The 13,917-nt window shown below is 64.8% G+C and carries 13 protein-coding genes and 1 pseudogene; 9 read left to right on the top strand and 5 right to left on the bottom strand.

Annotation, left to right across the window (positions count from 1 at the left end):
* Nucleotides 1-371 precede the first annotated feature (371 nt).
* The 5 genes from UP09_RS12000 to UP09_RS11980 are packed head-to-tail and all read left to right on the top strand — an operon-like array spanning nucleotide 372 to nucleotide 5,745.
* Nucleotides 372-1,481 (top strand): BMP family ABC transporter substrate-binding protein, encoded by a 1,110-nt coding sequence (locus UP09_RS12000; protein ID WP_044538371.1) that lies wholly within the window; start codon nucleotides 372-374, stop codon nucleotides 1,479-1,481.
* Nucleotides 1,478-2,587: an ABC transporter permease gene (locus UP09_RS11995; RefSeq protein ID WP_044538370.1), complete on the top strand. Its 1,110-nt coding sequence runs from the start codon at nucleotides 1,478-1,480 to the stop codon at nucleotides 2,585-2,587. The genes UP09_RS12000 and UP09_RS11995 overlap by 4 nt, the downstream gene beginning before the upstream one ends.
* Nucleotide 2,588: 1 nt before the next feature.
* On the top strand, nucleotides 2,589-3,515 hold the full coding sequence (locus tag UP09_RS11990; RefSeq protein WP_044538369.1) for an ABC transporter permease: 927 nt from the start codon (nucleotides 2,589-2,591) through the stop codon (nucleotides 3,513-3,515).
* A 17-nt stretch (nucleotides 3,516-3,532) separates the two neighbouring features.
* On the top strand, nucleotides 3,533-4,216 hold the full coding sequence (gene biuH / locus UP09_RS11985) for a biuret amidohydrolase (protein WP_044538368.1): 684 nt from the start codon (nucleotides 3,533-3,535) through the stop codon (nucleotides 4,214-4,216).
* A complete protein-coding gene (locus UP09_RS11980; RefSeq protein WP_082070106.1) occupies nucleotides 4,213-5,745 on the top strand; it encodes an ABC transporter ATP-binding protein in 1,533 nt (510 codons plus the stop codon). The genes biuH and UP09_RS11980 overlap by 4 nt, the downstream gene beginning before the upstream one ends.
* 191 nt (nucleotides 5,746-5,936) lie before the next feature.
* Here the strand turns inward: UP09_RS11980 and puuE are convergent, their stop codons facing one another.
* Nucleotides 5,937-6,875: an allantoinase PuuE gene (gene puuE / locus UP09_RS11975; RefSeq protein ID WP_044538367.1), complete on the bottom strand. Its 939-nt coding sequence runs from the start codon at nucleotides 6,873-6,875 to the stop codon at nucleotides 5,937-5,939.
* A gap of 1 nt (nucleotide 6,876) precedes the next feature.
* Complete coding sequence (locus UP09_RS11970) at nucleotides 6,877-7,290, bottom strand: DUF3830 family protein (protein WP_044538366.1); 414 nt, start codon at nucleotides 7,288-7,290, stop codon at nucleotides 6,877-6,879.
* A gap of 9 nt (nucleotides 7,291-7,299) precedes the next feature.
* Here UP09_RS11970 and UP09_RS37565 point away from each other — a divergent pair, with 9 nt between their 5' ends.
* Nucleotides 7,300-7,473, top strand: a complete 174-nt coding sequence (locus UP09_RS37565) for a hypothetical protein (protein WP_156164565.1) — start codon at nucleotides 7,300-7,302, stop codon at nucleotides 7,471-7,473.
* On the opposite strand, the gene UP09_RS11965 is transcribed toward UP09_RS37565, so the two are convergent.
* From UP09_RS11965 to UP09_RS11955, 3 genes are all read right to left on the bottom strand, one after another.
* The gene (locus tag UP09_RS11965) at nucleotides 7,466-8,335 is read right to left on the bottom strand and encodes an aldose 1-epimerase family protein (protein ID WP_044538365.1); all 870 of its coding nucleotides are present in this window, start codon (nucleotides 8,333-8,335) and stop codon (nucleotides 7,466-7,468) included. The two genes, UP09_RS37565 and UP09_RS11965, sit on opposite strands and share 8 nt — an antisense overlap.
* A 120-nt stretch (nucleotides 8,336-8,455) precedes the next feature.
* On the bottom strand, nucleotides 8,456-9,226 hold the full coding sequence (locus UP09_RS11960; RefSeq protein WP_044538364.1) for an enoyl-CoA hydratase-related protein: 771 nt from the start codon (nucleotides 9,224-9,226) through the stop codon (nucleotides 8,456-8,458).
* Nucleotides 9,227-9,300: 74 nt separating this feature from the next.
* Nucleotides 9,301-9,735 (bottom strand): MarR family winged helix-turn-helix transcriptional regulator, encoded by a 435-nt coding sequence (locus tag UP09_RS11955; RefSeq protein WP_044538363.1) that lies wholly within the window; start codon nucleotides 9,733-9,735, stop codon nucleotides 9,301-9,303.
* 291 nt (nucleotides 9,736-10,026) lie between these two features.
* Between UP09_RS11955 and UP09_RS11950 the strand changes: the two genes are divergently transcribed.
* The 3 genes and pseudogenes from UP09_RS11950 (at nucleotide 10,027) to UP09_RS11940 (ending at nucleotide 13,910) form a co-directional block, all read left to right on the top strand.
* Entirely contained in the window at nucleotides 10,027-10,926 is a 900-nt protein-coding gene (locus tag UP09_RS11950) for a CHAD domain-containing protein (RefSeq protein WP_245301909.1), read from the top strand.
* Nucleotides 10,927-11,045: 119 nt separating this feature from the next.
* Nucleotides 11,046-12,284 (top strand): annotated as a pseudogene (locus UP09_RS11945) (SulP family inorganic anion transporter); the annotation flags it as partial.
* A gap of 231 nt (nucleotides 12,285-12,515) precedes the next feature.
* Entirely contained in the window at nucleotides 12,516-13,910 is a 1,395-nt protein-coding gene (locus UP09_RS11940; RefSeq protein WP_245301906.1) for a glycosyl hydrolase family 79 N-terminal domain-containing protein, read from the top strand.
* Nucleotides 13,911-13,917: the final 7 nt, after the last annotated feature.

Genomic DNA, 13,917 nt, shown 5'->3' with positions numbered 1-13,917 from the left:
CTTCCAGTGCAGGACCGCATCGACCCAAACTTGCTGCCAGCGGCCGGCCTCGATGGCCGCCAAGCTTTCACTTCGTAGCAGCCCCGGTTCGATTCACCAGCCAGCAAATTGCGGGTTTTGCGTCTCGCCCGACAAGGCGATCTACCTCACCTCGCCGGTTATCGACTGCTTAACGGCATTGCATACAATGCCAATTTAATGCCTAAAACATATGCATGCTCGAACTCTAGGCACGCCTACATCTCTTATTATTCTATAATTATTTCATACGCTTACTTCGACGTGATGAGTAAACATGCTCTGGCACGAAGCTTGCGACATCCCTTCTGAGCGAAAACGAAAGGCGGGCGGACCGCCGGAGGGAGCAGGCAATGGATTTTGGCAGGATTTCACGACGGCATTTATTGCAGGGAAGCGCGGCGCTGGCGCTCGGCAGCACGCTCGGCGTGCGAAGCGCAGCCGCGGCGGAGACCACGATCGGCTTCATCTATGTCGGGTCACGCGACGACTACGGCTACAACCAGGCGCATGCGCAGGGCGCGGCAGCGTTGAAGAAGCTGCCCGGCATCAAGGTGGTCGAGGAAGAGAAGGTGCCGGAGACCGATGCGGTCGAGAAGACCATGGAGTCCATGATCAACCTCGATGGTGCGACGCTGCTGTTCCCGACCTCGTTCGGTTACTACAACCCGCACATGATCAAGATGGCGAACAAGTTTCCGAAGATCCACTTCGAGCATTGCGGCGGCCTGTGGGCCGACAAGGACCCGAAGAACGCCGGCAGCTATTTCGGCTATATCGACGAGGCCCAGTACATTTCGGGCATCGTCGCCGGCTACTCGACCAAGAGCGGCAAGCTCGGCTTCGTCGCGGCCAAGCCGATCCCGCAGGTGTTGCGCAACATCAACGCGTTCACGCTCGGCGCCAAGCTCGCCAATCCGAAGGCGACCACGCAGGTGATCTTCACCGGCGACTGGTCGATGCCGGTCAAGGAAGCCGAAGCCACCAACAGCCTGATCGACCAGGGTGTCGATGTGCTGACCTGTCACGTCGACGGGCCCAAGACGATGGTGGAGAACGCGGCACGCCGCGGCGCCATGGTCTGCGGCTATCACGTCAACCAGTCGCCGCTCGCGCCAAAAGCCTATCTCACCGGCGCCGAGTGGAACTGGGAGGCGCTCTATCCGAAGTTCGTCAAGATGATCACCGCGGGTGAATCGATTCCGAACTTCTACCGCGGCGGCCTCAAGGAAGAGATCGTCAAGGTCTCGCCCTATGGCGAGATGGTCTCGGCCGAAGCGCGCAAGCACGCCGACGACGTCAAGGCCAAGTTCATGGCGGGCAACTACACCATCTTCAAGGGCCCGATCGCCGACAACAAGGGCAAGACCGTGATCGCTGGTGGCACCGATCGAGGCCAGCAGGATCCCGAACTGGAGAAGATGGACTATCTGGTCGACGGCGTGATCGGAGCCACCGCGTGACAACGGATGCGGCGGACTCAGTGGATGCGGTCGGCGTTGCGCCGGCCGCCGATCCCGGATTCCTCCAACGCTACGGCGCGAGCATCGAATACATCCTGATCCCGGGCGCGGCGCTGGTCGGCGCGCTCGCGGTGTTCGGCGGCTTCGTCGCGATCTACGGCAAGAACCCGCTCGATCTCTATTTCTACATGTACTACGGCGCGTTCGGCACCTGGTTCTCCTGGCAGAACACGCTGACCCGTGCCGCGCCGTTGATCCTCACCGCGCTGTGCACGGCATTGCCGGCCCAGCTCGGCATGGTCATCATTGGCGGCGAAGGCGCGCTGCTGATCGGCGCGCTGTCGGCGACCGCGGCGGCACTCGCCGTGCAGGGCGCGGCGCCTGTGATCGTGCAGGTCGCAATGGTGATCGGAGGCGTCATCGGCGGCGGCCTTTGGATCATGCTGGCCGGTGGCTTGCGGCAATATCGCGGCGTGAACGAAACGATCTCGAGCCTGCTGCTGGTCTATATTGCGCTGGCCATCCTCAACCATCTGGTCGAAGGCCCGATGCGCGATCCGGCAAGCCTCAACAAGCCGTCGACGCGCGAAATCGGCGCTGCCAACATGATCGGCAGCATTCCCGGCACCGACGTGCATTGGGGCCTGGTGTTCGGCCTGGTCGCGGCGGTCGCAGCCTACATCCTGATTTATCACACTACCTTCGGCTTCGCCGCGCGCGTTGCCGGCGGCAACATCCGCGCCGCGAAGATCGTGGGCCTGAGCGTCGGCCGGCTGATCCTGACCATCTGTTTCCTGGCCGGCGGTTGCGCCGGGCTCGCCGGCATGATCGAGGTCGCGGCCGTGCAGGGCCGCACCAATGCCAACCTTGCGGCAGGCTACGGCTTCACCGGCATCCTGGTCGCGTTCCTGGCGCGGCAGAATCCGCTCGCGATCATTCCGGTGGCGATCCTGCTCGGCGGCATCAGCGCGAGTGGCGGCCTGCTGCAACGTCGGCTCGGACTGCCCGACGCCTCGGTGCTGGTGCTGCAGGGCATCATCTTCGTGTTCGTGCTGGCGAGTGACGCGCTCTACGGACGTATCGGCTTCCTGAAGGGAAAGTCCTGACATGGCAGATGGCTCAATCGGGCTCTGGACCGTTCCGCTCGCCGTGTTCGGCGGCGCCATCCGCGTCTCGACGCCATTCCTGTTCGTGAGCCTCGGTGAGTGCATCACCGAACGGTCGGGCCGCATCAACCTCGGCCTCGAAGGCACGCTGGTGATGGGCGCGATGAGCGCCTATGGCATCTCCTATCTCTCCGGCTCGCCGTGGCTCGGCGTGCTCGCCGCCGGCATCACCGGCGCACTGCTCGGCGCGCTGCATGCCGGCATCTGCTCGTTGCCGCGGGTCAACGACATCGCGGTCGGCATTGCGCTGATGCTGTTCGGCACCGGGCTCGCCTTCTTCCTCGGCAAGCCGTTGATCGAGCCCACCGCCGCACGACTGCCGGCGATCGATTTCGGCTGGTGGAGCGACGTGCCGCAACTGCGCGCGGCGCTGCGCATCAACGTGCTATTTTTGGTCGGCGTCGCCATTGCACCGCTGCTCTACTGGGCGTTCAGGACCACACGCTGGGGCCTGTTGATCCGCACCGCCGGCGAAAGCGCCGACGCCGCGCGTGCCATGGGTCATTCGGTGCTGCTGATCCGGCTGCGCGCCACCATGGTCGGTGGCTTCCTCGCCGGCATCGGCGGCTCATTCCTGTCGCTGTTCTATCCCGGAAGCTGGAACGAAGGCCTCTCCTCCGGCCAGGGCATCACCGCGGTCGCGCTGGTGATTTTCGCGCGCTGGGATCCGATGCTTTGTCTTTGGGCCTCGCTCGCCTTCGGCGGCGCCGCCGCCCTCGGGCCCGCGCTGCAATCCGTCGGCGTCACCTCCGGCTATCACCTCTTCAACGCCGCGCCCTACATCCTGACCTTGGCGATCATGATCATCACCTGCTCGCCGAAGCGCACGCTGACCGGCGCGCCGGCCGAACTCTCCATCACCCGATAGCATCGCGAGATCGTCCCATGCCCGAGCGCACTATCAAGTCCGAACCCTACGCCTGGCCCTACAATGGCGACCTTCGCCCCGAGAATACCGCGCTCATCATCATCGACATGCAGACCGATTTCTGCGGCGTCGGCGGCTATGTCGACAAGATGGGTTACGATTTGTCGCTGACTCGCGCGCCGATCGAGCCGATCAAAAAACTGCTCGCGGTGATGCGCGCGCAGGGCTTTCACATCATCCACACCCGCGAAGGCCACCGGCCTGATCTCACCGACCTGCCCGCCAACAAGCGCTGGCGCTCGCGCCAGATCGGCGCCGGCATCGGCGATCCCGGCCCCTGCGGCCGCATCCTGGTGCGCGGCGAGCCCGGCTGGGACATCATTCCGGACCTGGCTCCGCTGCCGGGCGAGCCGATCATTGACAAGCCCGGCAAGGGCTCGTTCTGCGCCACCGACCTCGAACTGATGCTGCGGCTGCGCGGTATCGAGAACATCGTGCTGACGGGCATCACCACCGACGTCTGCGTCCACACCACGATGCGCGAGGCCAACGACCGCGGCTTCGAATGCGTCTTGATCGAGGATTGCTGCGCGGCGACCGACCGAAGCAACCACGACCACGCGCTGAAGATGATCAAGATGCAGGGCGGCGTGTTCGGCGCGGTGGCGACGTCGGCCGATCTGATCGGAGCGCTGTCGTGATCATCGGCGAGCCGCCGCTACCCTCAGGCGCCTTCGGCGTCAATGCCATCGCCATGACGATGCGGTTCGGCGATTTCCTTGCGCTCGACAATGTCGAGCTGAAGGTGCGTCCCGGCTCGTTCCACGCCCTGCTCGGCGAGAATGGCGCCGGCAAGAGCACGCTCGTGAAATGCATCATGGGTTATTACCACGCCACCGAAGGCGAGATCATCGTCGGTGACCGCCAGCAGACCATCGCCAACCCGAAGGACGCCCACGCGCTCGGCCTCGGCATGGTCTACCAGCATTTTACGCTGGTGCCGGCGATGACGGTCGCCGAGAACCTTGTGTTGGCGCGCGACGACGTGCCGGCCGTGGTCGACTGGGGCAAGGAGAAGAAGGAGCTCGAAGCGTTCCTGGCGCGGATGCCGTTCAAGGTGCCGCTCAATGCCAAGGTCTCGGACATCTCCGCCGGCGAGCGGCAGAAGTGCGAGATCCTCAAGCAGCTCTATCTGAAGCGCCGCTTCCTGATCCTGGACGAGCCGACCTCGGTGCTGACGCCCGGCGAGGCCGACGAGGTGCTGGGCATGCTGCGCGCGATGGTGGTCGCGGGCGAATTGACCATCCTGATGATCACGCACAAGTTCCGCGAGGTGATGGCTTTTGCCGACGAGGTAACGATCCTGCGCCGCGGCAAGCTTGCCGGCAGCGGCAAGGTCGCCGATCTCACGCCCGACGAAATGGCGCGCACCATGATCGGCGCCGAACAGCTGACCGTGCAGCCGCCACGCACCGGCGACGCCGGCGCCCCCCGGCTCGAGCTCGACAAGCTCACCGCGCTTGACGATGCCGGCGCGATCGCCGTGCACGGCGTGTCGCTGACGGTGAAAAGCGGCGAGATCGTCGGCATCGCCGGCGTTTCCGGCAATGGCCAGCGGCAGCTCGTCGAGGTGCTGGCGGGCCAGCGCGAGGCCGAGAGCGGCGTGATCCGGGTTCAGGGTGAGGCCTATTCGGCGCGCCGCGAGGAGATGCGCCGCCACAAGATGTCGCTATTGCCGGAGGAGCCGCTGAAGAACGCCTGTGTCGGCGGCATGAGCGTCGCCGACAACATCGCTTTCAGAGAATTCGACCGCGCGCCGTTTGCGAGCGGCGGCTGGTGGCTGAACCGCGCGGCATTCCGCAAGGACGCGGAGCGCAAGATCGGCCTCTACAAAATCAAGACCCGCACGCCAGATACCCCGATCGCGGCGTTGTCAGGCGGCAATGTGCAGCGCGCGGTGCTGGCGCGCGAGCTCTCAGGCGATGTCGAGGTGCTGATCGCAGCCAATCCCTGCTTCGGGCTCGATTTCGCCGCGGTGGCGCAGATCCATGCCGAGATCATGGCCGCCCGCAACCGTGGCGCGGCGGTGCTCCTGGTCAGCGAGGACCTCGACGAACTACTCGAATTGTCGGACCGCCTGGTCGTGATGTTCCACGGCGAACTCGTCCACGAGGCCCGTGCCAGCGAGGCCGATCTCACCGAGATCGGCCGGCATATGGCGGGGCACTGAAGTTTAGGTTCAGCAATCGCCGCAACGGAACTGCGCCCCCTCGCCCCGTTCTTACGGGGAGAGGGTTGGGGTGAGGGCTGCCTCCGCATACTCACTGATAGAGACACTCGCGGAGACTCCCCTCACCCGGAACGCATCTGACGATGCGTTCCGACCTCTCCCCGCAGGCGGGGCGAGGTGAAGAGATGCGCCTATCCGATATCGAAGGCGTCTGCGGCGAGGTGCTTCAGATTGGCGTGCCAATGCTCGGCAATCGCGAGCCGCGTCGGCACCCAGACGCGTTCATGCTTCTGGATGTAGTCGAGGAAGCGCATCAGCGCGGCGGCGCGGCCGGGGCGGCCGACCACCCGGCAATGCAGGCCGATCGACATCATCTTCGGCGATGTCGCGCCCTCGGCGTAGAGCACGTCAAAACTGTCCTTCAGATAGGTGAAGAACTCGTCGCCGCCGCCAAAGCCCTGCGGGTTGACGAAGCGCATGTCGTTGGCGTCGAGCGTGTAGGGGATGACAAGATGCGGCTCGGTTCCATCAGCCTTGATCCAGTACGGCAGGTCATCAGCATAGGAGTCGCAGAGATAGCGCAGGCCACCCGCTTCCATCAGCAACCGCAGCGTGTTGATCGAGGAGCGGCCGGTGTACCAGCCGAGCGGCCGCGCACCGGTCGCCTCGGTGTGAACGTCGATCGTCCTGGCGATCTCGTCGCGCTCCTCGACCTCGGACATGTCCTTGTGCTCGACCCAGCGCAGGCTGTGGCTTGCGATGTCCCAGCCCGCCTCGTGCATCGCGGCGACCACATCCGGATTGCGCTTCAGCGCCGTCGCGACGCCGAACACGGTCACCGGCATCCTGCGCTCCGTGAACATCCGCCACAGCCGCCAGAAGCCTACGCGCGAGCCGTATTCGAACATCGACTCAATGTTGGGATGGCGCTGGCCGACCCAGGGCTGCGCGCCCAGCACGTCAGACAGAAACGCTTCCGAGGCGCGATCGCCGTGCAGGATGTTGTTCTCGCCGCCTTCCTCGAAATTGACCACGAACTGCACGGCGACGCGGGCATCATCGGGCCATTTCGGATCGGGCGGATTGCGGCCGTAGCCGCGGAGATCGCGCGGGTAACGAGGCTCGGTCACATCAGACTTCCTCGAAGCGGATCTTCTGCGCGCCCTTCCACAGCACCGCCTTGCCGAAGGCGGTGAGGTTCTCGAGCCCCGAGGTCAGCGTGATGAAGTGGTTACCGGCGAGCTGGCCCATCTTGCTGGCGAAATGCACGCCGCCATAGGCGAGCAGGATCTCGGTTTCGCTGATGCCGCCGGGATAGAGGATGATCTGGCCCGGCGCCGGATAGCTGGTGTGGTTCTCGTAGGAGACGCCGAAATCGAGATCGCCGAGCGGCATCCAGACGCCCTCGCCGCTCCAGCGCACATGGATTGCCTGGCTCTCGAACGGCATCGCCTTACGGAAGGCCGCGACCGTCTTCGGCGCGAGCTGCTCCTCGAAACGGGCGTCAAAGGTGAACTCGCCGGCGCGGACAATCAGTTTGCTCATCGATCTCTCGTGGGTCGTCTTTGGGGGAATGATGCCCCCACCATTGCCGCCGGCCCGCGCCGGACGCAAGGCCATTTCCGGTCGCCAAACCCGGTTTTTCGCCGCATCGCCCGCCTGCTGGTCAACAATCCCTACATGACCGGCCAGACCATCGCGATGAGCGGCGGGATGGCGTTCAACTGACGCGGAGGCGGTAGCTCAGCGACTGGCGCGCGCCCGGGGCGATGTGCATCAGGCCGGGCTTGTCGGCGAATTCGCCATCGAACTCGGCGGGGCTGGCAAAACCGTGCCAGGGCTCAATGCAAAGAAACGGCGCACCACCGGGCTTCGACCAGACGCCGAGCTCACGGAAGCCGTTCCAGGAGACCTCGATCGCCGGACCTTGCGTGGCGGCGAAGCGGACCGATTTGCTCGCGACCTGATCGAGGATCATGGCGTCGTCATCGAACAATTTTTCGGACAGTGCGAGCGTCCTGCCCTCGACAGAACTGGGTTCCGCTTGCGGGCGCATCAGCCCGTCCTTTAACCGCCGGATCGGTGCAGGCTCGTCGTTCGCGAACGTCAGCGTATAAGCATCCTTCGGCAAACCCGGCAGCAGCGGCCAGTTGAAGGCGGGATGACCACCGAGCGAGGCCGGCAGCGAGTCGTTGCCGGTATTGACGACGTCAAAGACGACTTCGAGATCGGCGCCGTCGACCGCGTAGGTGACTTCGAGCCTGAACGCGAAGGGATAGCGTGCACGGGTCTCGGCGTCGTCGATCAGCGCGAGCTTGCAGGATCGCGGCCCCTGCTGCAGCCATTTAAACCGCCGGTCCCGCGCGAACCCGTGCTGCGTCATCGGATAGGTCTTGCCGGCGTGGCGCAGCGTGTCGTTCTTCAGCTTGCCGACGATCGGGAACAGCAGCGGCGCGTGGCGCGACCATTGCGGGCCGGCCTGCCAGAGCAACTCGGTGCCCTCGGCATTTCTGAGCGACGATAACTCAGCGCCCTGCGCCAGAATGGTCGCGGCGATCTTGTCGCCGCGCAGCATGTGACTGTCGCTCATCTCTTGCCTCGCCGGAATGCGATCTCCAGGCAAGGAGATGTTTGATCGCGGCGACGGCGTCAACCCTGTCGACGCACGCCGCGATGAATTTCACTCGCGGCGCAGGCCGTCCGCCCAGGCTTATCCGGCAATCTTGGAAAAATCGGGCTGACGGCGCTCGGCAAAGGCGGCGAAGGCCTCGCGCGCTTCCGCGCTCATCAGCCGCTCCTGGAAGATCTCGCCCTCGCGCGCCATTTGCGCACTGATCCTGGCGGTGTCGCGCATGAGCGCCTTGGTGTGCTGGAGCGAGCCGAACGGCCGCTTGGCCAGCGCCTCGGCGGCCGCCCTCGCCTTGGCGCGAAGATCCTCGAGAGGCACGACTGCGTTGGCAAGACCGATCGAGACGGCCGTTTCCGCCTCAACCGGTTCGCCGAGCGCGAACATCGCGTAAGCGCGCGCGTAGCCGACGCGCTGCGGCAGCAGATAGGTCGAGGCGGCCTCCGGCACCAGCGCAAGGTTGACGAACGGCGTGATCAGCTTCGCATTCGGCGCGAGGTAGACGAGGTCGCAATGCAGCAGCATGGTGGTGCCGATACCGACCGCATTGCCCTGCACGGCGGCAACCAGCGGCCGCGTCGCGGCGGTGAGCCTTGCGAGAAACCGCGTCACATGGCGCTCGCCCCGCGCGCCTTGCGAGACTGCCGCGAAATCGGCGAGATCGTTGCCCGCGGTAAAACTGTCGCCATCGCCCTGGAACAGCACGGCGCGGATCGCAGAATCGCTTTCCGCGCGTTCCAGCGCATCGGCCATCGCGCCATACATCGCGTTGGTGATCGCATTCTTCTTGTCCGGACGCGCCATGGTGACCGTGAGGACCCCACCTTGCAGCGCTACGTCGACCAATTCACCCATATCGTCACTCCTGTTGTTAGTTGTTTGAGCATGATCTTTTCGGAAAACCGCTTCACACTTTTCCGGATCATGCTCTAGCCGTCTTTGTCTTTCGGAAACTTCTCCTGCAGGCTCGACAGCCAGCGGGACACCACATCGATCTCGGCCTCCGAAAATCCGTCCATCAGGCGGTTGTTGATCACCCTCGTCCGCGTCGCAGCACGCTTGCCGAGCTCCTGTCCCACGGCAGTGAGATAAAGCCGCTGGCTGCGCCCGTCAGCATCGTCGCGCCTGCGCTTGACGAGGCCCGCACGTTCCATCCGGTCCGCAAGACCGGTCATCGCCGACGGCACGATGTCGAGCGCCTGCGAGACGTCGCCAATCAGCGCACCGTCGTTGCGCCCGAGATAGAACAACACGCCCGCCTGGGCCGACGTCAGCTCGTGCGCAACCGTCTCCTGCTCGATCGCGCGCTGCAACCGTCGATATCCCACGGTCAAAAGAAAGATCAGGCGGTGCTCTGCTCTCATCGCCGCCTCGGTATATATTTCGCATGCGAAATATCAAGCGGATTCTTGCGAGATTGCCGGGTCAAAACGAGACGCATTCCGCCGAAATGGCGGCATGCGTTCCCGCACCGTCGGTCCGCCCCCAGATCACTCGCCCCGGTTGCACATGGCGCGACATTTTTGTCGCTTTGCAGCATCGTCGCACGGGTCCCCTTCCAGAAAACCCTTGCCCGAGATCAATCAAACCGGAAAGCTTTGCCCCCAAGGATGCCGCCGGTGGCGTTGCGGCTCCGACGGGGTCGCGAGAGAGTCATGACGTTATCGGCAAGTCCGGCCCAAGAGCGTGCTGTCCGCCCGAAACGGGCACGCCATCTCAGCCAAGCCATGCGTTGCGAGACCGCGTTTCGCCTGATCTTGTCGGAATGCCTCGAAGACGTCGCGACCAACCATGAGGCGGTCTGTGCCGGCGATCCCACGGCGCTCCACCGCACCCGCATCGCGCTGACGCGATTGAAGGCCGCGATCGCGTTCTACGGACGCATGGTGGCGGACACCGAATGGACGCGCCTGCGAGCCGAGCTGAAATGGCTGAGCGCCCATCTCGGCGCGACGCGCGACCTCGACGTCGCGATCGAGAACAGCAAGGGCCAGCCCGAAGAGCGCGCATTCAGGGCCGCGCGGGCCGACGCCTTCGACCGTCTCAAGGACGCGCTGAACAGTGAACGTTACTGGCAATGGTTCGACGCCATGTGGGACTGGGTCGGCAGCGGCCCCTGGACGGCGAAGCAGGATCGCCAGGCCGCGCAACGGCGGGCCGTCCCGGTATCGGTGTTCCATGCCCGGCGGCTGGCGCGATGGCACGAGAAGCTGACGCGGAAGAGCCGCGGCCTGCAGGGCATGGGCAAGACCAAGCGACATAATGTGCGCCTCGCCAGCAAGCGTCTGCGCTACGCCATCGAATTCTCCGATGGCGGATTGCCTGCAGAGGACTATACTGCGTGGCGGGACATCCTCAAGCATCTGCGCAAGGGGCAGCAGATTCTTGGCGAGCTGAACGACGCGGAGGTGCGCCGCGAACTCGCCGAGAGCGCAAGCGATCAACAGCAGATGACCGTGACGCGCCAAGCCAAGCACGAGAAGATACGCGATCGGAAACGCAAGAGCCAGTTGCTGCGCCGGGCCGCTGCCGTCTACCGAAAGATTACCGGATAAATTCACTCGCTCGTTCGGCGCGGCTGGTCCTCCAGTCTGCATCGGCGATCCCGGCCTGTTTCTCGCTCGTGGCAACTCTGCCAGCTTCTTTCCGAAATTCCTCCTACGCGGTTATCCCTATGCCTGATGGTTCCTCCACGGCGCATCTCTATCGCCCCAAGCTCGTCACCATGCTGACCGAAGGCTACGGTCTCGCCGCGTTCCGCCACGACGTGATGGCGGGACTGACGGTGGCGGTGGTGGCGCTGCCATTGTCGATGGCGATCGCGGTCGCCTCCGGCGTGACGCCCGAGCGCGGACTGTTCACGGCCATCGTCGGCGGTTTCCTCGTCTCGGCGCTCGGCGGCAGCCGGTTTCAGGTCGGCGGCCCGGCCGGCGCCTTCATCGTCCTGGTTGCAGCGACGGTTGCGCAGTTCGGGGTTGAAGGGCTCCTGCTCACCGTATTTGTGTCCGGCCTGATGCTGACGGTGATCGGCGCGTCGGGGCTTGGATCGCTGATCCGCTACATCCCGCATCCGGTCACCGTCGGCTTTATCAGCGGCATCGCCGTCACCATCCTGGCGAGCCAATTGCACGATCTCGGCGGGTTGACGCTGGCCGGCGCCGAGCCCGGGCCGATTCTGCCAAAGCTCGCGGCCCTCGCCCATGCACTTCCGACCCTGAACTGGTCGGCGCTCGCGGTCGGCGCCGGCTCGGTAGCGGTGATCTTCGGACTGCGCGCCTGGCGGCCGGCCTGGCCGGCGATGCTGATCGCGATCGTGCTGGCCTCGGTCGCAACGTTGCTACTGCATTTACCGATTGAAACCATCGGCAGCCATTTCGGCAAGATTCCGCGCGGCCTGCCGGCACCACATCTGCCGGCGTTCTCTTCGAGCCTGTTGCTGCAGATCCTTCCGACCGCACTCTCCTTCACCCTGCTCGGTGGTGTCGAAAGCCTGCTCTCGGCGAAGGTCGCCGACGGCATGACCGGGCGCAAGCATCGCTCCAACATGGAGCTGGTGGCGCAAGGGATCGCCAACGTCGCATCTGCCCTGTTCGGCGGGATCAGCGTCACCGGCACGATCGCCCGCACCGCAACCAACATCCGCGCCGGCGCGCGCAGCCCGCTCGCCGGCATGATGCATTCGGTCTTTTTGCTGTTGTTCATCATTCTGGCCGCGCCGCTCGCGAGCTACATCCCGCTCTCCGCGCTCGCCGGCGTCCTGGTCGTGGTGTGCTGGTACATGGCCGAGAAGGAGGAATTCCTGCACCTGATCGTCGACTGGCGCAGTGCGGTGGTGCTGATCCCGACCTTTGCCCTGACCGTGTTCAAGGACCTGACGTTCGGCATCGTCACGGGATGCCTGCTCGCCGCGCTGTTTGCCGGCATCGACCGCTGGCGGCAGGCAGGCAAGAGCTAACTACTGTCACTTCGTGTCCCGCCGTCGCTCTGAGCGATAGAGCTGGAGTTCGGGATGTTGCAGGGACCCGTACACGATCACGGCCGCACCGATCCGCTCCGACGCTTCGCGTGCGTCGTTGCCTTGATCTTGGTTGGCTTCGTTGGCACGACAGCGCACGCGGCGGAGCTGTCTCTCAACGTGTCGAACATGCCACGCATTGCGGCCGTCGACCCGCGGTTCCAGTCCTACAACATCGAAATGGTCGAGGTGACCGGTGGCCGGTTCTGGAGGCCCTATGGCGCAACTGGCACGCAGGTCGATGCGAAAGCCGACCGGTTCGCAGAGCGCTCCCCGATCGATCTCCGCGATGCCAGGCTGCGCAAGCTCGCTGCGGCCTTGTCGCCCGCCTATCTCCGTATCAGCGGGACCTGGGCCAACAGCACTTTCTTTGCGGATTCCGACACACCGCCGTCGGCACCACCGGCGGGCTTCAAGGGCGTCCTGACACGACCGCAATGGCAGGACGTGGTCGATTTCTCGGGCGGGGTCGATGCACCGATCGTCACGTCATTCGCGATCAGTGCCGGGACCCGCGACGCGAATGGCCATTGGACACCGGAGCAGGCGCAGCGCCTTCTCGCCTTTACCCGTTCCATTGGCGGGCATATCGCCGCCGCGGAGTTCATGAACGAACCGGACCTCCCCGCCATCGGCGGCGCGCCCGAGGGATATGACGTTGCCGCCTACGGCCGGGACTTCGCCGCGTTCCGCAGCCTCATGAAACAGGCGGCGCCTGATGTGATGGTGCTTGGCCCGGGCACCGTCGGCACCGGCGACGATGCAGCGGCCCTGTTTGCCGCCACAGCGCCGGGCATCGATGCGGTCTCCTATCATCACTATGGCGCGCTCTCGGCACGATGCGGCAATGATCGCGGGCCGGAGGCTGCACTGTCGGACGACTGGTTGGCGCGAACCTACGACACGTTGGCCTTCTATCGCGCGCAACGGGATCGTTTCGCGCCGGGCAGGCCGATCTGGCTGACCGAGACCGCAGAGACCGCGTGTGGCGGCAATCGCTGGGCCGCGACCTTTATCGATACGTTCCGCTACCTCGATCAGCTCGGACGGCTGGCCAAGGCAGGCGTTCAGGTGGTGATGCACAACACCCTCGCCGCGAGCGATTACGGCCTGCTCGACCAGCGGAGCCACCTGCCGCGGCCGAACTATTGGGGCGCGCTGCTTTGGCGTCGGCTGATGGGAACGACCGTTCTGGATGCGGGGATTGCGCCACGACCGGGTCTTCACATCTACGCGCATTGCGCGCGCGATAGTCCGGGCGGCGTCGCCCTGCTCGTCATCAACAATGATCGGGAACAGCCGCACGACCTGGCACTACCGGCCGCATCGCAACGCTACACCTTGGCGAGTGAAAATCTTGCCGATGGCTCGGTCCAGCTCAACCGAACGACACTGGCGCTGGGGCCTGCGGATCAGCTCCCGGCTCTCACCGGCGAAGCGACCGCGGCAGGGACGATCATGGTCGCACCGGCAACGATCAGCTTCCTGACCGTCGCAACAGCCGGGAACGCTAACTGTCGTTAGCGATCCG

The sequence above is a fragment of the Bradyrhizobium sp. LTSP885 genome, assembly GCF_000938305.1.
GTDB lineage: Bacteria > Pseudomonadota > Alphaproteobacteria > Rhizobiales > Xanthobacteraceae > Bradyrhizobium.
Note: the sequence above shows the minus strand (reverse complement) of the source record. Positions and strands in the feature narration are given on the sequence as shown.